The sequence below is a fragment of the Paraburkholderia sp. RL18-101-BIB-B genome, assembly GCF_046026985.1.
In the GTDB taxonomy this organism is placed as follows: Bacteria; Pseudomonadota; Gammaproteobacteria; order Burkholderiales; family Burkholderiaceae; genus Paraburkholderia.
Genome location: NZ_JARESV010000012.1, coordinates 84,698 through 106,260 on the forward strand (window position 1 = coordinate 84,698; position 21,563 = coordinate 106,260).

The following is a 21,563-nucleotide window of genomic DNA, read 5'->3' on the forward strand; positions in this document are numbered from 1 at the left end:
GTGTGGTTTTGCACTGCGCTTCCACCCGGGTTCGCACTATGCCCTGCGCCACCACCGGCTGCGGGCCCAATGCGAACCTCGTTGTTATTCCACGGCTGAGCGTGCTGCGTCAGCCGTTTATGGTTTTTAAGTCTCGGGGATTCACATGAAGTTACTCGTCGTCGGTTCCGGCGGTCGCGAACATGCACTCGCATGGAAGCTCGCGCAATCGCCGCGGGTTCAGCTCGTCTACGTGGCTCCTGGCAACGGCGGCACCGCCCAGGACGAGCGTCTGCGCAACGTCGACATCACCGAGCCGGCTGCGCTCGCCGATTTCGTCGAAAGAGAACAGATCGCCTTCACGCTGGTCGGGCCGGAAGCGCCGCTGGCGGCCGGCATCGTCAATCTGTTCCGCTCGCGCGGTCTGCAGATTTTCGGGCCGACCAAAGAAGCCGCTCAGCTCGAAAGCTCGAAGGACTTCGCCAAGGCGTTCATGAAGCGCCACGCGATCCCGACGGCCGAATACGAAACCTTCGCCGACGTCGCCGCCGCGCACGCGTATCTCGACGCCAAGGGCGCGCCGATCGTCATCAAGGCCGACGGCCTCGCCGCGGGCAAGGGCGTGGTGGTCGCGCAAACGCTGGAAGAAGCCCACGCCGCGGTCGACATGATGCTGTCCGACAACAAGCTCGGCGATGCCGGCGCGCGTGTCGTGATCGAGGAATTCCTCGCCGGCGAGGAAGCGAGCTTCATCGTGATGGTCGACGGCAAGCATGTGCTGCCGCTCGCGTCGAGCCAGGATCACAAGCGCCTGCTCGACAGCGACCAGGGGCCGAACACGGGCGGCATGGGCGCCTATTCGCCCGCGCCGATCGTCACGCCGCAACTGCATGCCCGCGTGATGCGCGAAATCATCCTGCCGACGGTGCGCGGCATGGAGAAGGAAGGCATCCGCTACACCGGCTTCCTGTACGCTGGTCTGATGATCGACGCGCAAGGCAACCCGAAAACGCTCGAATTCAACTGCCGCATGGGCGACCCGGAAACGCAGCCGATCATGGCGCGTCTGAAGGGCGACTATTCGAAGGTGGTCGAGCAGGCCATCGCCGGCACGCTCGATACGGTGGAACTGGAGTGGGATCGCCGCACCGCGCTCGGTGTCGTGCTCGCCGCGTACAACTATCCGGACACGCCGCGCAAGGGCGACCGCATCAACGACATTCCGGCTGAAACCGCGGATTCGGTCACGTTCCACGCCGGCACCACGTTGGCGGACGGCAAGCTGACCACCTCGGGCGGCCGCGTGCTGTGCGTGGTCGGTCTGGCGGATTCGGTGCGCAGCGCGCAGTCGGTCGCGTACGAAACGATCAACCAGATCTCGTTCGACGGCATGCAGTATCGTCGCGACATCGGCTACCGTGCGTTGAACCGCAAGCACGACGCCAAGACCGAAGGCAAGCACTAAGCCATGACCCCACTCGCCCGCGTGCGGCGCCGACGGCGCTACACTGCGGGTTTTCGGCCGGTTTGACCGCGGTCACCGCGCCCACCGCATCATATGGGCCGATGCAGGCCCGACGTGGCCTGACCAGGGCGGCAGTATCCCGCCCGGCGCGAAAAACTGAATGGCCGCGCCTTCGCAGGTTCCACCCTGACGCGGGCCCGGCCGCCGCCCTTCACGAAGAACCCGCGGCACGACGAGCGTGCCGCCCTCAGCATCTGCATTCATGACCGATTCGAGCTACGACGCACAGGCCGTGCGCAGCTGGCTGCAAGGCCTGCAAACGCATATCGCGGAAACGCTCGGCGCGTTCGACGGCACGCCGTTCGCAACCGACGCATGGCAGCGCGTCCCCGGCGAGAAGCTGCGCGGCGGCGGCTGCACGCGGATTCTGGAAGGCGGCAATTTCTTCGAGCGGGCCGGCATCGGTTTCTCGGATGTCGCGGGCGACGCCTTGCCGGGTTCGGCGAGCGCGGCGCGGCCGCAACTGGCCGGGCGGGGTTTCGAAGCGATGGGCGTGTCGCTCGTGCTGCACCCGCACAATCCGCACTGTCCGACCGTGCATATGAACGTGCGTCTGCTGATCGCGACCAAGGCCGACGAAGAGCCGGTGTTCTGGTTCGGCGGCGGCATGGACCTCACGCCGTACTACGGCTACGAGGAAGACGCGCAGCATTTCCATCGCACCTGCCGCGACGCGCTGCTGCCTTATGGCGAGGACCTGTACCCGAGTTTCAAGCGCTGGTGCGACGAATATTTCTTCCTCAAGCACCGCAACGAAGCGCGTGGCATCGGCGGGATTTTCTTCGACGATTTCTCGGCGCCGGGCTTCGACCAATCGTTCGCGATGCTCAAGAGTGTCGGCGACGCGTTCCTCAAAGCGTACCTGCCGATCATCGAAAAGCGCCGCAACATTCCGTACGGTCAAGCCGAGCGCGATTTCCAGGCTTACCGGCGCGGGCGCTACGTCGAGTTCAATCTGGTCTTCGACCGTGGCACACTGTTTGGGCTGCAGAGCGGCGGACGCACCGAATCGATCCTGATGTCGATGCCGCCTGTGGTGAACTGGCGCTACAACTGGCAGCCCGAGCCGGGCACGCCGGAAGCGCGTCTTTATAGCGATTTTCTCGTGCCGCGCGAGTGGCTGTGACGGGCCGCGCCCGCGCATCACTCGAATCGTCACGACAAAGGATCTTCACCTGAAGCCGAACGCTCATCCTGTTGCCCTGCCTCGCCGGATCGGACTGCTCGGCGGCACTTTCGATCCGATCCACGACGGCCACCTCGCGCTCGCGCGGCGTTTCGCGCATGTGCTGAAACTGACCGAACTCGTGCTGCTGCCGGCCGGCCAGCCCTGGCAAAAATCTGACGTTTCGCCGGCCGTGCATCGCCTTGCCATGACGCGCGCGGCGGCGAGCGAACTGGTGCTGCCGGGCGCGACCGTGCGTGTCGCGACTGACGAAATCGATCACGAAGGCCCGACTTACACGCTCGACACGCTGCAACGCTGGCGTGAACGCGAAGGTGAGGACGCATCGATTGCGCTCCTGATCGGCGCGGATCAACTGGTGCATCTCGACACATGGCGCGACTGGCGGCGCCTGTTCGAGTTCGCCCATATCTGCGCGGCCACCCGGCCCGGTTTCGACCTCGCGTCGATTCCGCCGACGGTCGCTCAAGAAATCGACGCGCGCCGTGCCCGCGCCGACGTTCTGCAAGCCACGCCCTGCGGCCACTTGCTGATCGATACGACGCTTGCGTTCAACGTTTCGGCCACCGACATTCGCGCGCATCTGCGCGAGCAGGTGAACCGGCGGCTTGCCCTCGCGGGCGGCGAACAGCAAGACCAGGCGGCGAGCCATGTCCCCACCGCGGTGTGGGACTATATTCTTCAACATCATCTGTACCACCGGTAACCTCATGGATATTCGCAAACTGCAACGCGTGATCGTCGACGCTCTCGAAGACGTCAAGGCGCAAGACATCAAGGTGTTCAACACCAGCCACCTGACCGCGCTGTTCGATCGCGTGATCGTCGCGAGCGGCACCTCGAACCGGCAAACCAAGGCGCTCGCTTCGAGCGTGCGCGAGAGCGTCAAGGAAGCCGGCGGCGACATCATCAGCACAGAGGGCGAGGACATCGGCGAATGGGTGCTGGTGGATTGCGGCGACGCCATCGTGCACATCCTGCAGCCGGCCCTGCGCCAGTACTACAACCTCGAAGAAATCTGGGGCGACAAGCCGGTGCGCATCAAGCTGTCCACGCCGGACCCGTTCGGTGGCGCGCGCTCGAGTGAGCCCGATGAAGACGAGGACGAAGACGAAGCAGCGCCGGCCGTGAAGAAGCCCGCGCGCAAGACGGCCGTACGCCGCAAGTAAGCGGGCTTTGGCCGGCTTACGGTAATCGTCCGCGATTCTCTTCGTCATGAAACTGCATATCCTCGCCGTCGGCCACAAGATGCCGGACTGGATCGCCACAGGCTTCGACGAATACGCGAAGCGCATGCCGCCCGAGCTGCGCATCGAACTGCGCGAAATCAAACCCGAGCAGCGTTCGTCGGGACGGCCGGCGGAAAGCGTGATGGCCGCCGAGCGGCTGAAAATCGAAGCCGCGTTGCCGAAGAACGCGCGCATTGTCGCGCTCGACGAACGCGGCAAGGACTGGACCACCATGCAGCTCGCCGGCGCCCTGCCCGGCTGGCAGCAGGACGGCCGCGACGTGGCGTTCCTGATCGGCGGTGCCGACGGGCTCGATCCCGATCTGAAAGCGCGCGCCGATATGCTGCTGCGCGTCTCCAGCCTGACTTTGCCGCACGCGATGGTCCGCGTGCTGCTTGCCGAACAGCTTTACCGCGCGTGGACCATCACGCAAAATCACCCCTATCATCGCGTGTGAGCGAACGAGGCGGCGTGTGTAGCACGCGGCTTTGTCGCGTGTTGCCGCGCGCGCTTTCCGGGCGCTTTCCGCCGCATCGCCTGCGCTGAGTGAATCGCATGTCGACGCACGTGTTTTTGTGCGCGCGGCGATAGCGTTCACGACACGCTGATCGACGCTCGACCGGCACGCTCGCCGAACCCTCATACAATCCGCTTCATCGAGACCTGTTCATGTCCACGTCCGCCGCTTCGCTGCATCCGTTCGTCTACCTCGCTTCGCAGAGTCCGCGCCGCCAGGAGCTGTTGCAACAGCTCGGCGTGCGTTTCGAACTGCTGCTGCCGCGTCCCGATGAAGACGCGGAAGCGCTCGAAGCCGAGCTGCCCGGCGAGCGCGCGCACGACTATGTGCAGCGCGTATGCGTCGCCAAGGCGCATGCGGCACGCGCGCGCCTCGTGGCCGGCGGCCATGCGGCGCGGCCGATTCTGGTTGCGGATACAACCGTCACGATCGACGACGCGATTCTCGGCAAGCCCGTCGATGCCGACGACGCCGTCGCGATGCTCAAGCGCCTCGCCGGCCGCGACCACGAAGTGCTGACGGCCGTGGCCGTGGTCGATGCCGAGGGTATGTTGCTGCCGGCCGCGCTATCCGTGTCGAAGGTGCGTTTTGCTGCACTGCACGCAGACGCGATTCGCCGCTATGCGGCGAGCGGCGAGCCGCTCGGCAAGGCGGGCGCGTATGGTGTGCAGGGGCGCGCCGCGGAGTTTATCGAGCATATCGACGGGTCCTATTCAGGTATCATGGGTTTGCCGCTTTTTGAATGTGCTGCCCTCCTGCGTGCAGCGCGCATCGACTTCTAAAATAACACCATGAATGAAGAAATCCTGATCAATGTCACGCCGCAGGAAACGCGCGTCGCGCTGGTCCAACAAGGCGCCGTCCAGGAACTTCACGTCGAGCGAACTCTGTCGCGTGGCCGCGTCGGCAACGTCTATCTCGGCAAGGTCGTACGCGTGTTGCCGGGCATGCAATCCGCCTTCATCGACATCGGTCTCGAACGCGCCGCATTCCTTCACGTCGCCGACATCTGGCATCCGCGCATTGCCGGCGAACCGCAGCATCAGACGCCGCATCAACCGATCGAGAAAATCGTCTTCGAAGGGCAGACGCTGATGGTGCAGGTCGTGAAGGATCCGATCGGCACCAAGGGCGCGCGCCTGTCCACGCAAGTGAGCATTGCCGGGCGCACGCTCGTGTATCTGCCGCAGGAGCCGCATATCGGCATCTCGCAGAAGATCGAGAGCGAAGCCGAACGTGAAGCCGTGCGTGCGCGTCTGACCGCCGTGCTGCCCGCCGACGAGAAAGGCGGCTACATCGTGCGCACCATCGCGGAAGATGCGACCAGCGAAGAGCTGGCCGGCGACGTCGCGTATCTGCGCAAGACGTGGGCGACGATTCTGTCTCAAGGGCAGCGCATGCCGCCGACGAGCCTGCTGTACCAGGATCTGAATCTCGCGCAACGCGTGCTGCGCGATTTCGTCAACGACGAATCGTCGCGCATTCAGGTGGACTCGCGCGAGACGTATCAGATGCTGGCGGATTTCGCGGCCGAGTTCACGCCGGCAGTGTCGTCGAAGCTGCACCACTACACCGGCGAGCGGCCGCTCTTCGATCTATACAACATCGAGGCGGAAATTCAGCGCGCGTTGTCGCGCCGGGTGGATCTGAAGTCGGGCGGTTATCTCGTGATCGACCAGACTGAAGCGATGACGACCATCGACGTGAACACCGGCGGCTATGTCGGCGCGCGCAACTTCGACGATACGATCTTCAAGACCAACCTCGAAGCCGCGCACACCATTGCGCGGCAATTACGTCTGCGCAATCTGGGTGGCGTGATCATCATCGACTTCATCGATATGGAGAATGTCGAGCATCGTGATCAGGTGCTGGGCGAATTGAAGAAGGCATTGTCGCGCGATCGCACGCGTGTGACGGTGAATGGGTTCTCGCAGCTCGGGCTTGTCGAGATGACGCGCAAGCGCACGCGTGAATCTCTCGCGCATGTGTTGTGTGAGCCTTGTCCGGTTTGCCAAGGGAAGGGGCAGGTCAAGACGCCGCGTACGGTGTGTTACGACGTGCTGCGCGAGATTCTGCGTGAGTCGCGCCAGTTCAATCCGCGCGAGTTCCGCGTGGTGGCGTCGCAGCAGGTGATCGATCTGTTTCTCGAGGAAGAGTCGCAGCATCTGGCGATGCTGATTGATTTTATTGGGAAGCCGGTGTCGCTGCAGGTGGAGTCGAATTTGAGTCAGGAGCAGTACGATATTGTGCTGATGTAGGTTGGTTGACGTCGCGCAATGGTCGGCTTTTTATTGATGTCGCCCAAGGTATCGTGCGCGGCTGGCGGTTCCATTGGTTTGTGCTAGGCGAAACGACATAAAGCAGTTTTTCGAGACGCGGTTACCGATTAGGATGGCTTTCCCGATATGACGGAAACGAGAGAACGGCCACTAATCGGGACTCGAAAGTTGCCCGGCAATAACAAACATGTCGACTACTGATTACGAAAAAATCCCGTATTACAGAATCAACAAGATTCTATGGAGCCGGTGTGATGCTGAGAACGGGTGCCTTCCCGTCCCAGATCTGATTATCTCGATGAACAAAGCTCCGCCGGGCTTATCGATTCCGCCCGCACCCGAGCCTTACCAGCAGCGACGGACGCAATGAGCGGGCCAAACTGATTGCAATGACTTCGGTCAAACGAACCATTGTCGGTGTCTGCGTTGCGGCGGCATTCGTTTCGGCTTGGAGCTATTGGGACGGCGCGAGACTACGTTCGATCGTTAAGCCGACAGACTGCGACGATGCGCAATCGGCCGATGGCCGCTATACGGCACGCGTCTGCTACCTTGGATCGCATATTGTCTTGCGGCTCTATGAGCAGCCAAGCCAGCAACTTCTGGCTAAGAGAACATATAGAAGCTACACCAACGACGCTGCCAGGCTTTATTGGGAACGCGATGCACTGCGTTACGAGGGTGGAGACGAGAGCGGTGCCGACTTTGGAACGATTCGTCTGCCGCCATCGCTATACGACCGGCTGCTAGCCAAACTGCCCTAGCCGACGTCCCGCGCCAGCCATCCCGTCGCGGGGTCCGCAAAGCTCACCGGGAGTAATCCGGTGACCGAACCCAACCCAGCATTGAAGCGATAGGCCTCGCCACCGAGCCTAGCGCCCACACCCACTCCCGAACGAACCCCCAATTTCCTCATTGACCGAACCCCACCGAGAGGCGTATAACCATCCCACTGGATGTTAATTGGATGGTAACGAGATGCCTCCCGGAGTGCAAATGCCCAAACTCAACCTCATCAACACCTCGCGCCCCAAAGGCGGCGAGACCGAAAAAATCACCATCAACCTGGGCCCGATCGACCTCGGCCAGATCGATCTATTGGTCGAAGAAGGCTTTTACTCGAACCGCACCGACCTGATCCGCACCGCGATCCGCAACCAGCTCGCGGTGCACGCCCAGGTCGTCACGGAAACGGTGACCCGGCGTGCCATGGTGCTCGGCCTGCAGCACTTCTCGCGACAGGATCTCGAAGCCGCTCAGGCCGCGCACGAACAACTCGACATTCACGTGCTCGGCCTCGCCAGCATCGCAGCCGATGTGCCGCCCGAACTCGCGGCGGCCACGATTGCATCGGTGGTGGTGCTCGGTGCCTTTCATGCGTCGCCCGCGGTCAAGGCGGCGCTCGCCGGCCGCATCAGCTAGGCGCGACGCTCGACTCATTACCGTGGCTGAACGGGCGACCCATCAGTCGACTCTCAACCACGCCCCACACAGGTCAATACAAACCATCATGAAAATGAACGAAGACTTCCTGAAATCGATGAAAGACGCCTTCGAGCTATTGCGCACGAAGGGTCCCAAAGAAGCCACGGCGGCGGTTCAGCGCGCGCTCTCGGGCCACAACGCGAACAATGTCCACGTGGACCCGGTGCAAACACCGCACACGCCTTCGAATGCCAGCGAATGGGCGCAAGCGTGGACGCAGCCACAAACGCCAGCGAGCCCCGCTCCGCACGCCCCTGCCGCGCCGACTTTCGACGCCGACACACCGGGCACCTTCAGCACGCACACGTTCAGCAACGCAGCCGGACAACGCCAGTACAAGCTCTACGTGCCCGCTGTCTACAAGACCGAACCATTGCCGCTGATCGTGATGCTGCACGGCTGCACGCAGAACGCCGACGATTTCGCCGCCGGCACGCGCATGAACGAAATGGCCGAGCGTCACGGCTTCATCGTCGCGTATCCGAATCAGGCGCAAGCGGCCAATCATTCGAAGTGCTGGAACTGGTTCAAACCTGCCGATCAGCTACGCGATCAAGGCGAACCGTCCTTGATCGCCGGCATTACGCGCGAGGTGATGGCGCGCTATCGTGTCGATCCGGCGCGCGTGTATGTGGCGGGTCTGTCGGCGGGCGGTGCGATGGCGGACGTCATGCTGAAAACGTCGCCCGATCTTTACGCGGCAGCGGGTGTGCACTCGGGCCTCCCCTATGGATGCGCAAAAGGCCTGCCCTCGGCGCTCGCCGCGATGAAAGGCGGCAAGGCGCCACGCAATCGCACACATGCCGCGCCGCAACGTCCGCTGATCGTGTTTCATGGCGAAGCTGACACGACAGTCCATCCGTCGAACGCGGCGCAGATCGTTGCGCCCTTCGACGCCGGCACCACCACCGTCAGCACGCAATCCGGCGCTGCAGGCGGTCGGCGCACCTATACACAGCAACGGCACGTGGCCGCCAACGGCGTCGAAGCGGAGTCCTGGTCCATTCACGGCGCGGGTCACGCGTGGTCCGGCGGCAGTCAGCACGGTTCGTACACGGACCCGTCCGGTCCCGACGCCGCCGCGGAAATGGTGCGATTCTTCCTCGCCCATCCGCGCCTGCACTGAGTCGGCACATCGGCGTCGAACCAGGCAAAGTTTGGTTGAATATGAATGACCGGACTCCGGGTTATAGAGCCGCTTGGGCGAGACTCGGTTTGCACGAGGCGTCTCGTGCGCTATACCAGCGCAGACGAACGATACAGGCCCCGGTAAATGCCGCGCGACGGCCTACGCCGCGACCGGGCAGCCCGCCTGTTCAAGCGCGGCCTGCGCGTGCTCGTGCAGGTCCCCGCTGGCGAGCGACGCGTCCGGTGTGCGCACCCACGCCGCAATGCGCAGCGTCGCGCCGCCATCGTCAGGATAGTCCGCTACCGTGACGATCGGTGCGAGCGTGGCGCCGCTCAGCACGCGCGGTTCGTCGGCGACCAGCTTCTTCAATTCGCCGATCGCGGCGTCGACGTCCTTGCGCTGCGCGAGGCCCACTTCGACCTCGATGCGCTGCGTGCCGCCGCTGCTGTAGTTGATCACCGGATTGCTCCAGATCTGGCTATTCGGCACGAACACGGCGTTGCCGTCGCCGCGCTCAATGCGCGTGGTGAAGAGTCCCACTTCGCGCACGATGCCGGCCGCCGCGCCGCTGCCTTCGATCACGTCGCCGACGCGAAACGGCCGCAACATCAACAGCATCATGCCGGCCGCGATATTCTGCAGCGTGCCTTGCAACGCGAGTCCGATCGCGAGGCCGGCGGCGCCGAGCACCGCCAGCACGCTCGCGGTCGCGATGCCGACTTCGCTGAGCGCCGCGATGAACACGAGCACTCGCACGGCCCAGGTGCTCATCGCCGCTAGCATCGGCGCGAGCGTCGGATCCGCGTGCGTGCGCGCGAGCGCGCGGGCGAACATCGCGCCGACGCGATTCGAGAGCCACCAGCCAATCAAGAGGATCAGCACGGCCAGCACGATATGAAGGGCGTCGTGCGTCAGCGTGACGAGCAACGACGGCTGGAAGTGAAAGAGTCGCGTGAGGAGATCGTTCATCTTGAGTCTTCGTTCCGTTAAGGTATAGGAGTCTTGACGCAACGGAGCAGGATACGTTCCCGCCCTTTACATTTCATGCACAGAGGCACGCTGCTTGCTTGAACATGCGAACAGGGGCAGTGCATTCATGCAAAGCCTTACAGCAAGGGAGTTTACGCTGTCGTTAGGACAGGCAAAGGAGCACCTCATGTCCCAACATTTGAAGACTGGAGACCGTGTCAGTTGGAACACGCCGCAAGGCGTCACGCACGGCAAGATCGTGCGTGTCATTTCTACCCATACGACTATGGACGGCAGAACCGTCGATGCGTCGACATCCGATCCACATTACGAAGTACAAAGCGAGAAGAGCGGCAAGCATGCCGTTCATCGTGGCGATGCATTGCATCCGGTCAAGAATTGATAGGGATGGCTAAGCATGCGTGTGAGCATGCATCCATGCCGCCGGCAAACCTACGCGTCAAAGAGCGCCCAACGGCCTCAGCAAATTACGCAGTGCCGCGACGGTGATCGGACGCGAAAACCAGAAGCCTTGCGCTTCGTCGCAGCCGAGCGCTTCCAGTTGCGCGGCCTGCTCGGCCGTTTCGACGCCTTCAGCCGTCACGCGCAGTTTGAGCGCATGCGCCATCGCGATGATGGCGCCCACCAGCGCTGCGCATTGCGGATCGGTGCTCATGCCCATCACAAACGAGCGGTCGATTTTCAGGCGATTCAGCGGAAAGCGCGTCAGATACGCAAGGCTCGAATAGCCGGTGCCGAAGTCGTCCACCGCGACTTCCACGCCCAGATCGCGCAACGCAAAAAGTGTCTGCACAGCCTGTTCGGTGTCGCCGAGCAAAACGCCCTCGGTGATTTCCACCTCGAGGTATGAAGGGTCGAGCGCGGCATCTTCCAACGCCTCGCGAATCGTCTCGAACAGATTCTGTCGCTGGAACTGTTGCGGTGACACGTTCACCGCGAAGCGCGGCAACGTGCCGGTCAGCCTCAATAATTTGCCTGCATCGCGGCACGTGGTCCGAATCACCCATTCGCCGATCTGCTCGATCAACCCCGCCTCCTCCGCGACCGGCACGAATTCGACGGGACTGATCAAGCCACGCTGCGGATGGTTCCAGCGCAGCAGCGTCTCCACTTGCGCGATGCGGCCATTGGAGAGCGTCACCTGCGGTTGATACACGAGATGCAATTGCTGACGCTCGATCGCATCGCGCAGCATGGTTTGCAGCTCGAAGCGGCGCGCCGCCTGACCTTCCAGCGCGGTGGAAAACCGCCGCACCGCATTGCCGTTCACCGCCGAAGCCGCCGACAACGCCACGCCCGCGCGACGCATCAGCGTAGGCGCATCGCCGCCGTCGGCCGGATAAGCCACGATGCCGATGCTCGCGGTAATGTTCAAGGCAGTGCCGGCGTAGTCGATCGGCTCGGCGATGCGGCCCAGTGCTTCGGCGGCGAACGCATCGGCGGCCGCGCCGGTTTCGTTGACCAGCAAGGCGAACTGCGTGCCGCCGATCGAGGCGATCGTGCCGTCGTTCGGAAAGAGACCGCGCAAGCGTTCACCGACGATCTGCAGCACGAGTTCGGCCGCATGCAAGCCGAGCGCATCACGCAGTTTGCGCAGATGATCGAGCTCGGCGATCAGCACGGTAAAACCGCTGCCGCTACGCTGGCAACGCGCGATCGTCAGTTCCAGGCGCTCAGTAAATAGCGTTTGGTTGGGCAGACGGGTCACGCCGTCGTGATGCGCGACGTACCAGAGACGCGCTTCAGATTGCGCGTAACGCGTCATGTCGATGGCGATGCCCACGTAGCGCGCAGGCCTGCTGGCGGGACCACCCGGATGCGCGGGCTCGGCGATGAGCGGCGCCAACGCCAGCACCACGCGAACCGGCGTGCCATTGCGCCGCAAAAAACTCCATTCGGCTTCATAGCGCGAAGTCACCGTGGCAAGCGGCGACAACTCGGCGCGACGCTTGGCGAGTTCGGCGGGATCGAGCAATGATTCGAAAGTCCGCCGGCCAATCAGTTCTTCCGCTGCAAATCCAGTCAGCTTTTCGAAAGCGGCGTTGACGGCGTCGAACGTGCCGTCCGCGGTGCAGATGAACATGCCGTAAGGCGCCGAGGCAAGCGCGGCATCGCGCGTACGCATGTCGGCGTAGAGGGGGACTTGCATCGCGCCGGCCTTTTGTTTTTTCCTGAATAGTGAAAGCGATCGGACGTATTCTTGCGCGCGGGCGCAAATAGCGAAACCCCGAGATCCGGTCCGATGTTTCGGGCAACCGTGCGTATGATAACGGGCTTTCGTGCCCTCGCCGAATTCGCGAGCCCCCCATTCATCGCGCCAATCGTTTCCCTTGGTGTAATCCCCAATCCTCCCGACCGGCTCGCTCGCGCTTGCGTGCGTCATACGAGGCTCGCTATTGCCAGGATATTCGATCCTTCATGAGCGTCGCCAAATATCTGGCTTCCTAAACAAACTTTTCCAGCCTACGCCGTACTATCCTTGTCGGCAAAAAAAGCAGCAAGCGAGAGAGCTTGCGGCGCGAATGCAATCAACGGATACCTTCGAGGTGACCGGCCCCTTTCAGACACCGAGCGATCACAAAGTGAGGTCGGTCAGACGGAAGATTGTTATGGGTTAGTTCACGCCTCCCACGGCCATACTGCGGCACCACCGGGTTGTGCCGGTCGGCGAAACTGTCGTGGTGAATCCACGCAAAATGCGCGACGTCGATGAAGCCTTCGGTCTGCCGTCCCGCCGATGCGTTGATGTCGATCGAAGGCGGCAGGATCTGCTGGAAGTCGGGATCGTTCCAGTGCGGAAATGCGGGCAAGGCTTCCGTGCCGCCACCCAGCGACACCCACACGAGTCCGTACGCTTCCTGCGTCGCATAAGTGACGAGATGCAGGCGCTCGGGAATCGGGCCGTCCGTTTGCGATGGAATGTGCTTGCACTTGCCTTCGCTGTTATAGGCAAGGCCGTGGTACGGGCACACGATGTTGCCGTTATCGACCCATCCCTGGCTGAGCGGCGCGCCGCGATGCGGACAGATATCGCGCGCGCTCACCAGCTGGCCGTTCGAGCGGAACACCACGAGCGGTTCGTCGAGCAGCGTCACGCTGATGGGTTTGTCGGTGACTTCGGCAGCGAACGCCACCGGATGCCAGTAGCGGCTGAGAATCTCCCAGTCGTGGCTATCGAACGTGCAATTGCGGGGTAACGCGGGGGAACGTTGAAATGTCAGCGGACTGGTGGTGGCCGAAGCGTTGGCAAAAGCAGTGGCGGAACCCATGCGTGTCTCCAGAACCTGGTGGGGGTTCGTCGCGCTCATGAGCTGTCTCCAGCGCGTTGGAGAGAACGATAGCGGGATGAGGTCCGCCGACCCATCCCCTGAAATGCATTGACTCTATGTACGGAAAAGCATAGCGCGCCGCCGCACCGCGACCGCGCTTTTTACGCGGCGCGCGGCAACGCCGCTTCGATGAACACCGCGCACAGCGCTTCCATGCCCTTCGCGTCTTCTTCGTCAAAGCGCGCGACAATCGGGCTGTCCACATCCCACACGCCGATCAGCGTGCCGTCCGGCGCGACGAGCGGCACGACGACTTCCGATTGCGACGCCGAATCGCAGGCGATATGGCCGGGAAACTCGTGCACGTCGCGCACCACTTGCGTCTGCCGAGTTTGCGCGGCCGTGCCGCAGACGCCCTTGCCGAGCGCGATGCGCACACACGCGGGCTTGCCCTGAAACGGTCCGACGACCAGTTCGCGGCCGTCGTGGAAATAGAAGCCAGCCCAGTTCAGATCACTAAGGGAATGAAACACGAAGGCGGAAAAATTCGCAGCGTTGGCGATCCAGTCGGTTTCGTCGGCGAGCAGCGAGCGCGCCTGGGCGACCAGTTCTTCGTAGTGCGCGGCTTTGGGCAGATGCGAGGCGGAGGAGACTTCGAACATGACGGCGTCCGTGATGAAAGCGGAAAGAGGAACAGCGAGTCGTGCAGTTTAAAGCAAGCCGCGGTTTCCTTCACGGCGCGCGTCGGCGCCGCGGCGCAAGGTGCACGAAGCAAAGCCCTCTTTCCTTGCGGTTCCGTCAGACCCGTCGGCGTCCACGCGGACATGAAGCCAACGGGCAAAACCACACGACGATTACTGATCGACGCCGATAATCACGCTCGATGCCTTGAAAATCGCCGTCGCCGCTTTGCCGTTTGCGAGGCCGAGGCGATCGACGCTCTCATTGGTGATGATCGCCGCAATCTGCGCGCCGCCGGCGCTGATCAACACTTCGGAATTCACCGCGCCCTTCGTGACCGCCGACACCGTACCGGCGATGCAATTGCGCGCCGACACCTGGTCCTTCGTGATGTCGACCATCAGGATCACCGACGACGCCTTGACCAGCGCAAAGGCTTTCTTGCCCACCGCGAGGCCGAGCGACGTCGCGCTGCCGTGGGTGATGATCGACACGATCTCGAGACCTTCCTGGGTGCGCAGCGTGACTTCGTCGTTTACGGCGCCATGTTTGAGCTCGGTGACTTCGCCGGCGAATTGATTGCGTGCGCTGGTTTGCATGTTGTTCTCCTTGGTTGGGCGACCTCGAGCGAGCGTTCTTTCGAGGCCATCCGTTGGGATTAAGCAGTGAGCGTAGTGGAACGCTCGCCGGTTGCGGCAGCCTGCGCGTGAAGCGCGATATCGCGCAGCCGCTATGGACGACGCGAACCCCAATGAAACCACATAAGCGTTGTGTTTGGGAGTGCAAACGCGGCGCCGGTACGACATGCTGCACAATGCGCCGACACCGTATCATCGTGCCCTGGACCTTCTTCGCCGAACCTCATGCCCGTTGCCGTTCAATCCCGCCTCGCCGCCTGGCCGAACGCCTGCCGCGCCGCCGCGTTGTGTGCCGCGCTCGCGGCGATCACTGCCTGCAGCAATCCGTCGCCGACGCACGACGCGCACGCGCCGGTCGACACCGTCACGCTCTTCCCCATCGCACATTACGATCAGGACGTCGATCACTGGCTCGAACCGGACAGCCCCGGCTACGACCAGCCGTTCCTGAGTCCCGCGGACCAGCAGGCGCACTTCAAGGCCCTGTACGCGCGCTACTTCGGCACTTGCACCGCGGCGCCCTCGCCGTGGAATGTCAACTTCGTGACAATGCTGGTGTATCGCCAGCAAGGCGCGGACATTGCGGCACTGCAGCAGCGGCGCATCGGCAAGTTCGACAATACCGGCAAGAGCGGCGCGGACATCGGTTACGGCGAAAATTTCCGACCGCACGACAAGGCATGGATCGACGCCATCGCGCAAAACATGAACGTCGCGCAGTTCACGCAGATCGCCGTTTATCAGCCGCAGCGCCGCGCAATCGCGACCGGCAACCTGATGGTGCGCGAGTTGCCGACCACCGACCCATCGTTCTACGACCATCATCTGGCCGGCGAAGGCTATCCGTTCGACAACCTGCAGATCTCGGCCGCGCGGCCCGGCACGCCGCTGTACGTGCTCGGCAGCAGCCTCGACGGCGCGTGGCATTACGTGCAGACGCCCGACGTGCAGGGCTGGGTGCGCAGCGACGGTGTCGGCATGGCCGACGACCGCTTCGTCGATACATGGCGCGCCGCGGCGGGCAAATCGCTCGGTGCGGTGATCGTGGCGTCGGCGCCGGTGCGCGACAGCCGCGGCGTGTTCCGCTTCGACGCGCCGGCCGGCACGCTGCTGCCGATCGTCCCTGCCAGCGCCGCGCGGCCGGCGCAAGCAAAACCCGTGGCGAGCGACCCCGGCAACACCGGCAACACAGCCGAGCCGGCCGTTGCGCGTCAAGTGCTCGTCCCGGCGCGCGACGCCGACGGCCAGGCGCTGATCCGCACCGCCGCCCTGAACGACGCGCAAATCGCGCCGATGCCGCTCGCCGCGACGCCGCGCCATCTGGCGATGCTGATGAAAACGCTGATCGGACGCCCCTACGGCTGGGGCAATAGCGGCCTCTACAACGATTGCTCGTCGGAACTGCAAAGCATCTTCGCCGCGTTCGGCGTCTGGCTGCCGCGCCATTCGTCCACGCAGATGAACGCCGGCCGCATGATCGACCTGTCGTCGTCCACGCCCGCCCAGCGGCTCGACTATCTGGCGCAGCACGGCGAGCCGTTGCGCACGCTGGTCTACATCGGCGGCCATGTGATGCTGTATATCGGCAACACTACCCGCAACGGCAGCGCGGTGCCGGTCGTCTATCAGGACGTATGGGGCTTGCGGCCCGCCGACGATAGCCGGCGCGCGGTCATCGGCGGCTCGGTGATTCTGCCGCTGTTCGAACACATTCCCGAAGACGCCACGCTGCAATCGCTCGCGGCGACGCCGACTTTCCAGATCAGCATCCTCGGCGCACCACGTGGCGGCACCCCGGCGCCGTCCGCCGCGCCGCCGGACGAGGACAATCCGGCTGGTTGAAACAGGCGCCCGGGCGCGCGCCGTACGCCCGGACCAAAAATATTTTTTCCGGAGTGTCGATTCAACGGTCATGTACTCGTCGTAACGTTGAAGACCTGACTCGACGAGTCGGTCTTTCACCTCACGAACCTGTTACTTCAAGGAGTCGCCGTCATGTCCAGCAACGCTGTCAAACCGATCCCGGACGGGATGCACTCGCTCACCCCGTATCTGATCTGCGCCAACGCCGCGGACGCCATCGCGTTCTACACCAAGGCCTTCAACGCCGTCGAGCAGGTCCGCCTGCCCGGCCCCGGCGGCAAGGTCATGCACGCCACGCTGAAGATCGGCGATTCCATGCTGATGCTGACCGACGAATGGCCCGAGCACCAGTCGTTCGGCCCGAATTCGCTGAAAGGCACGCCGGTCACGATTCACTACTATGTGGAAGATGTCGACGCCAGCTTCAAGCAGGCCGTCGACGCCGGCGCGACCGTTGTGATGCCCGTCACCGACATGTTCTGGGGCGACCGCTACGGTCAGGTGAAAGACCCGTTTGGCCATAGCTGGTCGTTGGCCACGCACAAGCGCGACCTGAGCCCGGAAGAAATCCAGAAAGCCATGGACTGCATGAAGTAAGGCGCGGTCCGTCCGGTGAGAAGGAGGAGAAACGTCATGCAAAAGATTGCGCCGTGCCTGTGGTTCGACGGCAATGCGGAAGATGCGGCCCGCTTCTACACGTCCGTGTTTTCCGATTCCCGCATCGCCACCACGATGCATTACACGGACGCCGGACCCGGGCCGAAGGGCGGCGTGCTGGCGATCACGTTCGAGATCGAAGGCCAGGAGTTCATGGCGCTGAACGGCGGCCCACAGTTCCCCTTCACGCCGGCCATTTCGCTGTTCGTGCACTGCAAGTCGCAGGAGGAAATCGACCGTTACTGGACGAAACTTCTGGACGGCGGCAAGGAGTGGCAATGCGGCTGGCTTCAGGACCGGTTCGGCGTCTCGTGGCAGATCGCGCCGGACGTGCTCGGCGACATGCTGCGCGACCCGGACGAGGCTAAGGCGAGCCGCGTGATGAAGGCCATGATGAATATGGTCAAGCTGGAAATCGCGCCGCTCGAAGCGGCTTATCGCGGCGATTGAAGTGCAACTCTGAACGCGCGCTGCCGTCGGCGCGCGGCCTGCTTGCCGTTGCATTGAGAATTCACGGCGCGGCAAGCAGGCCAGGGCCGCGAGCGCGCTATCTTTGATAGGATCGGTCTCGACCCATAATCGGCGGGACATGAACGGTGCGCGTCAATCATCAGGCTTTCTTCTGCTCGCTGTTTGTCGCGCGTCTCGCCGATCAGGTCCTGCTGTTTCTCGTGCCGCTCGTCGTCTTCCAGACCACGCACCAGGTCTCGTGGTCGGGGCTCGCGTTCTTTATCGAAACGCTGCCCCGCTATCTGGTGTTTCCCTTCTTCGGCGCCTTGTGCGACCGCATCTCGCCGCTCAGATTGATGCGCGTGAGCCAGACCGTGCGGGCGCTTGCCTGTTTCGGCGGCGTAATCGCTTACGCGCTATTTGGCGGCATCGGCTGGTTGATCGCACTCTCGGCTGTGTGCGGCGTGTTGACGAGCCAAGGTCTCGTCGCGCGTGAAGTCATGCTGCCGCAAATCTTCAGCACGCAGCAGTTTCAGCGCGTGCTCGCCTACTCGCAATTGGCCGACCAGTTGGGGTTCGTGCTCGGTCCGATGCTCGCCGCGCTGCTACTTGGCCTGTGGCGTTGGGAATGGGTTGTCGGTGTAACCGGCGTGCTGTTTCTCCTCGCCGATGGCGCGCTGCTGCTGTGGCAACGCGCGAGCGGTTTTCGCGCCGCCGAGCCGCCGGCCTTGGCTCCGGCTCACTGGACGCTGCCGCTGCGCATCGCGCTGCGTCATGTGCTGGTGCTGCCTGGCCTGAAGAAAGTCGTGCTGCTCGCTGCCGCCGAAAATCTGGTGATCGGCGTGACACTCGCCACGTCCGCCGCCATGGTGACCGGCCTTCACGCGCAATCGAATCACTACTATGCCGGACTGCAAACCGCCGGCGCCGTGGCCACGGTGCTGATTCTGTTGACGATCGCACGCGCCGCATGGCCGGCGCGCACCCTGGGCCTGGTCGCCTTCGTCTCGATCTGCGCGGGCGGCGTGATCGCCGGTGCGAGCGCGGCGCCTTGGGGCTATGCGCTCGGCTTCCTGCTGATCGTCGGCTTCGACAAAATGTTCAACGTCTACATCCGCAGCGCGCGGCAGCAAATCATTCCGCCGCAGGACTACGGCAAGACGACCGGCGTGGTGATCCTTCTCAACAACATGACACAGCCGCTCGCCGGCCTGCTGGTCAGCGTGTTCTCGACGCGCACGCAAACCGGCCCGCTGATCGTGATCCTGTCGCTAACGATGGGCGGCATCGGCGCGGTGGTGTCGATCGGCGCGGCGCTGGTGCGAAGGAAGCGCGCGCTGGCGCTCGGGGAATGACGCTGCGCCGGCATGCCTGAATGCCCTTGCTAATATCGAGCAAGGGTTGCGCAGCGCTCGGGCAGCTTTAGGTCTTTATCCGCAACGCAGCTAGACAGCCTCGCACACCACCGCGAACTTTAGCAACTGCGTCGGCCCGAACGCATTGCTGAGCGCCACGTCGGCCGCGTCGCGCCCGCGCGCCATCAGCACGCGCCCCGTGCGCGGCGCGTTGTTGCGCGGGTCGAACGTCTGCCAGCATCCGCCGATATACGCCTCGTACCACGCGGCGAAATCCATCGCCGCGTACGGCGGCGGCAAGCCGACATCGCTGATATAGCCTGTGCAATATCGCGCCGGAATATTCATGGCCCGGCATAGCGCCACCGCCAGATGCGCGAAGTCCCGGCACACGCCTTTGCGTTCTTGCCAGGCCTGCCATGCGGTCTTGGTCGGACGCGCAAAGTCGTAACCGAACACGATGTGGTTGTGCACGTAATTGCAGATCGCATCCACGCGCCCACGGCCGAGCGGCAGCTTGCCGAAGGTCTGCCACGCGAATTCGGAGAGCAGATCGGTTTCGCAATAGCGGCTGCCGAGCAGAAACACCAGCGTATCGTCAGGCAGCATTTCCACCGGATGCTGTTCGGTGTAGGGCGGGCGCATCTCCGGCTCAGACGACACCTCCAGCACCGCGCTCGTCGAAAAGGCAATTTTTCCCGGCGGCGCCACCAGCCGGCTGCACAGATTGCCGAACGAATCGCGATACTGGCTGATCGGCACCGGTGGATCGACCACAAGCAAATCGGGATTCAGCACCTCTTTCGCATGCGAATAGTGGGTGTTCAACATCAGCATCATCGGCGTCGGTTGCACGCACTCATAGACCAGCTCGTAGCCAACGCGCAATTTCATCGCAACGCCCTCTTCCAGTTGAAACGTTCAGTTGACGCGCACGGCGAGCCGCCCGAAACGGCACTCCCCGCATATGCGTTTTAATTCGACACGCCGCGATCTTCGGCGCGCGTTCATTCGTTCTTATCCGCCTTGCTTCGCCGTCATTCGCCTTCGGTCACGCTCACGTCCACCTGCAAGCCGCGAAACGAATGCGGCGCGCCGTGCCACGTGCCCCACAACGGCAGCGCCTGATAGGCGTTCCACGCCACCGCCACGCGAATCAGATGGCGGTTGCCGACGATGCTGTTGGTCGGATCGAAATCGACCCAGCCGGCGCCCGGCAAATAGATCTGCAACCATGCGTGCGTCGCGCCGCCGCCTTGGGTGGCGTCATGCTCGGGCACGAATATATAGCCGCTCACGAAGCGCGCCGCGAGGCCGAGCGAACGCACCGCGTCCATCATGAGCACGGCAAAATCGCGGCAACTGCCGCTGCGGCTGCGCAAGGTGTCGCCGGGACGGTTCACGCCTTTTTCCGTGCGGCGCACATAGAAAAACGAGCTCTTGATTTCGAGCGTCATGGCGCGCAGGAGCGCCATCGTGCCGCTGCCCGTGCCGCCGCTTTTGCCGTTTTTGCCGCCTTCGCCGCTCTTTGCAGCGACACCCGATGTCGGCACGAAACGGCGCGCCCACTCGTCCACGTCGCTGTCCGGATACTGGCGGCTGCGCGCGTTCACGAGATCGGAAGCCTCCTCGTTGGTGTACGCGAACGGCCAGTTCACCGCGTACGGTTCGAGCGCGTAGTCGGGCATGGGCGCTTCGAAGTGCTCGAGCGTCACTTCGCTGTCGAAGCGCAATTCGCTCGCTTTGTCCGCGAAACTCGCGACCGCCACCGAGTTGTCGAACACGTCGTGCAGCCAATGCAGCCGCGACGGCGCGGGCGTGATCACCAGCTTGTTCGTGACGAGCCGCAAATCGTGGCTCGCGCGTGGCCTGAACATCATGCGATGTTCGCCGAAACGCACGGGTTCCGAGTAGCGGTAGACACTGACGTGGCGCACCGTGAAGCGCTGCGGCTCATTCATCCGACCGCCCGATGGATACCGCCGGGTTCATCCTGTCCATCGCGTTCACGCTTCTAAAAAGCCGCGGCCGCCGCAGGCGAAAAGCGCACGGCGCGGTTTTGATCCTAATGAGCCACGGCCGGCTTGCGGTGTGGTCGAGTGCTCTGCACGACAAACTGACGGGTTCAGCATACACCCGCCATATTGGTTGAAAGCACTCATTTGGCCGCGGCGTCGCGCGGGAGAAGTTATCAACAGAATCTGTTCGCAGATCTGTGGAGGATTTTCTCACTAGGCGCTGAAACTTTGGCCCTCAAGGCTTTGCGGTCGGTGCGCGGGGAAGGATGTCCTGTGCGGATCGCATAGCCCGCTTGCTCGCCCCCCGCAC

22 protein-coding genes are annotated in these 21,563 nt (G+C 63.2%); 15 read left to right on the top strand and 7 right to left on the bottom strand.

Features of this window, described 5'->3' with window-relative positions:
• Positions 1–145 precede the first annotated feature (145 nt).
• The 10 genes from purD (at position 146) to P0D73_RS19290 (ending at position 9,329) form a co-directional block, all read left to right on the top strand.
• Positions 146–1,444: a phosphoribosylamine--glycine ligase gene (gene purD / locus P0D73_RS19245; protein WP_408432517.1), complete on the top strand. Its 1,299-nt coding sequence runs from the start codon at positions 146–148 to the stop codon at positions 1,442–1,444.
• A gap of 262 nt (positions 1,445–1,706) precedes the next feature.
• On the top strand, positions 1,707–2,630 hold the full coding sequence (gene hemF, locus P0D73_RS19250) for an oxygen-dependent coproporphyrinogen oxidase (protein WP_408432519.1): 924 nt from the start codon (positions 1,707–1,709) through the stop codon (positions 2,628–2,630).
• 16 nt (positions 2,631–2,646) lie between these two features.
• Positions 2,647–3,396: a nicotinate-nucleotide adenylyltransferase gene (locus tag P0D73_RS19255; RefSeq protein ID WP_408432606.1), complete on the top strand. Its 750-nt coding sequence runs from the start codon at positions 2,647–2,649 to the stop codon at positions 3,394–3,396.
• Positions 3,397–3,400: 4 nt separating this feature from the next.
• A complete protein-coding gene (gene rsfS / locus P0D73_RS19260) occupies positions 3,401–3,859 on the top strand; it encodes a ribosome silencing factor (protein WP_132375298.1) in 459 nt (152 codons plus the stop codon).
• Between the two features lie 46 nt (positions 3,860–3,905).
• A complete protein-coding gene (rlmH, locus tag P0D73_RS19265; protein WP_091795971.1) occupies positions 3,906–4,376 on the top strand; it encodes a 23S rRNA (pseudouridine(1915)-N(3))-methyltransferase RlmH in 471 nt (156 codons plus the stop codon).
• A 212-nt stretch (positions 4,377–4,588) separates the two neighbouring features.
• On the top strand, positions 4,589–5,218 hold the full coding sequence (locus P0D73_RS19270) for a Maf family protein (RefSeq protein ID WP_132375300.1): 630 nt from the start codon (positions 4,589–4,591) through the stop codon (positions 5,216–5,218).
• A gap of 9 nt (positions 5,219–5,227) precedes the next feature.
• The gene (gene rng / locus P0D73_RS19275) at positions 5,228–6,697 is read left to right on the top strand and encodes a ribonuclease G (protein ID WP_012432329.1); all 1,470 of its coding nucleotides are present in this window, start codon (positions 5,228–5,230) and stop codon (positions 6,695–6,697) included.
• Between the two features lie 410 nt (positions 6,698–7,107).
• Positions 7,108–7,482 (top strand): hypothetical protein, encoded by a 375-nt coding sequence (locus P0D73_RS19280; protein ID WP_408432521.1) that lies wholly within the window; start codon positions 7,108–7,110, stop codon positions 7,480–7,482.
• A gap of 232 nt (positions 7,483–7,714) precedes the next feature.
• On the top strand, positions 7,715–8,140 hold the full coding sequence (locus P0D73_RS19285; RefSeq protein WP_408178002.1) for a ribbon-helix-helix domain-containing protein: 426 nt from the start codon (positions 7,715–7,717) through the stop codon (positions 8,138–8,140).
• An 88-nt stretch (positions 8,141–8,228) separates the two neighbouring features.
• Complete coding sequence (locus P0D73_RS19290) at positions 8,229–9,329, top strand: extracellular catalytic domain type 1 short-chain-length polyhydroxyalkanoate depolymerase (protein ID WP_408432523.1); 1,101 nt, start codon at positions 8,229–8,231, stop codon at positions 9,327–9,329.
• 162 nt (positions 9,330–9,491) lie between these two features.
• Here P0D73_RS19290 and P0D73_RS19295 read toward each other — a convergent pair whose 3' ends face one another.
• Entirely contained in the window at positions 9,492–10,301 is an 810-nt protein-coding gene (locus tag P0D73_RS19295) for a mechanosensitive ion channel family protein (protein WP_408432525.1), read from the bottom strand.
• Positions 10,302–10,488: 187 nt separating this feature from the next.
• Here P0D73_RS19295 and P0D73_RS19300 point away from each other — a divergent pair, with 187 nt between their 5' ends.
• Positions 10,489–10,704: a hypervirulence associated TUDOR domain-containing protein gene (locus P0D73_RS19300; RefSeq protein WP_408432527.1), complete on the top strand. Its 216-nt coding sequence runs from the start codon at positions 10,489–10,491 to the stop codon at positions 10,702–10,704.
• 57 nt (positions 10,705–10,761) lie between these two features.
• On the opposite strand, the gene P0D73_RS19305 is transcribed toward P0D73_RS19300, so the two are convergent.
• The 4 genes from P0D73_RS19305 to P0D73_RS19320 all read right to left on the bottom strand — a co-directional run bounded on the left by P0D73_RS19305 (position 10,762) and on the right by P0D73_RS19320 (position 14,871).
• Positions 10,762–12,471, bottom strand: a complete 1,710-nt coding sequence (locus P0D73_RS19305; RefSeq protein WP_408432529.1) for a putative bifunctional diguanylate cyclase/phosphodiesterase — start codon at positions 12,469–12,471, stop codon at positions 10,762–10,764.
• Between the two features lie 379 nt (positions 12,472–12,850).
• On the bottom strand, positions 12,851–13,630 hold the full coding sequence (locus P0D73_RS19310; protein ID WP_408432531.1) for a Rieske 2Fe-2S domain-containing protein: 780 nt from the start codon (positions 13,628–13,630) through the stop codon (positions 12,851–12,853).
• 122 nt (positions 13,631–13,752) lie between these two features.
• Positions 13,753–14,253 (bottom strand): free L-methionine (R)-S-oxide reductase MsrC, encoded by a 501-nt coding sequence (msrC, locus tag P0D73_RS19315; protein ID WP_132375312.1) that lies wholly within the window; start codon positions 14,251–14,253, stop codon positions 13,753–13,755.
• 192 nt (positions 14,254–14,445) lie between these two features.
• On the bottom strand, positions 14,446–14,871 hold the full coding sequence (locus tag P0D73_RS19320) for a TOBE domain-containing protein (protein ID WP_408177998.1): 426 nt from the start codon (positions 14,869–14,871) through the stop codon (positions 14,446–14,448).
• A gap of 264 nt (positions 14,872–15,135) precedes the next feature.
• On the opposite strand from P0D73_RS19320, the gene P0D73_RS19325 reads away from it, so the two are divergent.
• The 4 genes from P0D73_RS19325 (at position 15,136) to P0D73_RS19340 (ending at position 19,235) form a co-directional block, all read left to right on the top strand.
• Positions 15,136–16,752, top strand: a complete 1,617-nt coding sequence (locus P0D73_RS19325; protein ID WP_408432533.1) for an SH3 domain-containing protein — start codon at positions 15,136–15,138, stop codon at positions 16,750–16,752.
• A 153-nt stretch (positions 16,753–16,905) separates the two neighbouring features.
• A complete protein-coding gene (locus tag P0D73_RS19330; protein ID WP_132375317.1) occupies positions 16,906–17,370 on the top strand; it encodes a VOC family protein in 465 nt (154 codons plus the stop codon).
• Positions 17,371–17,406: 36 nt separating this feature from the next.
• Positions 17,407–17,880, top strand: a complete 474-nt coding sequence (locus P0D73_RS19335) for a VOC family protein (RefSeq protein ID WP_408177996.1) — start codon at positions 17,407–17,409, stop codon at positions 17,878–17,880.
• A 146-nt stretch (positions 17,881–18,026) separates the two neighbouring features.
• On the top strand, positions 18,027–19,235 hold the full coding sequence (locus P0D73_RS19340) for an MFS transporter (protein WP_408432535.1): 1,209 nt from the start codon (positions 18,027–18,029) through the stop codon (positions 19,233–19,235).
• 90 nt (positions 19,236–19,325) lie between these two features.
• Here P0D73_RS19340 and P0D73_RS19345 read toward each other — a convergent pair whose 3' ends face one another.
• Both P0D73_RS19345 and P0D73_RS19350 read right to left on the bottom strand, forming a co-directional pair.
• Positions 19,326–20,129: a transglutaminase-like domain-containing protein gene (locus tag P0D73_RS19345; RefSeq protein WP_408432537.1), complete on the bottom strand. Its 804-nt coding sequence runs from the start codon at positions 20,127–20,129 to the stop codon at positions 19,326–19,328.
• Positions 20,130–20,272: 143 nt separating this feature from the next.
• Positions 20,273–21,196, bottom strand: a complete 924-nt coding sequence (locus tag P0D73_RS19350) for a transglutaminase family protein (RefSeq protein ID WP_408432539.1) — start codon at positions 21,194–21,196, stop codon at positions 20,273–20,275.
• Positions 21,197–21,563: the final 367 nt, after the last annotated feature.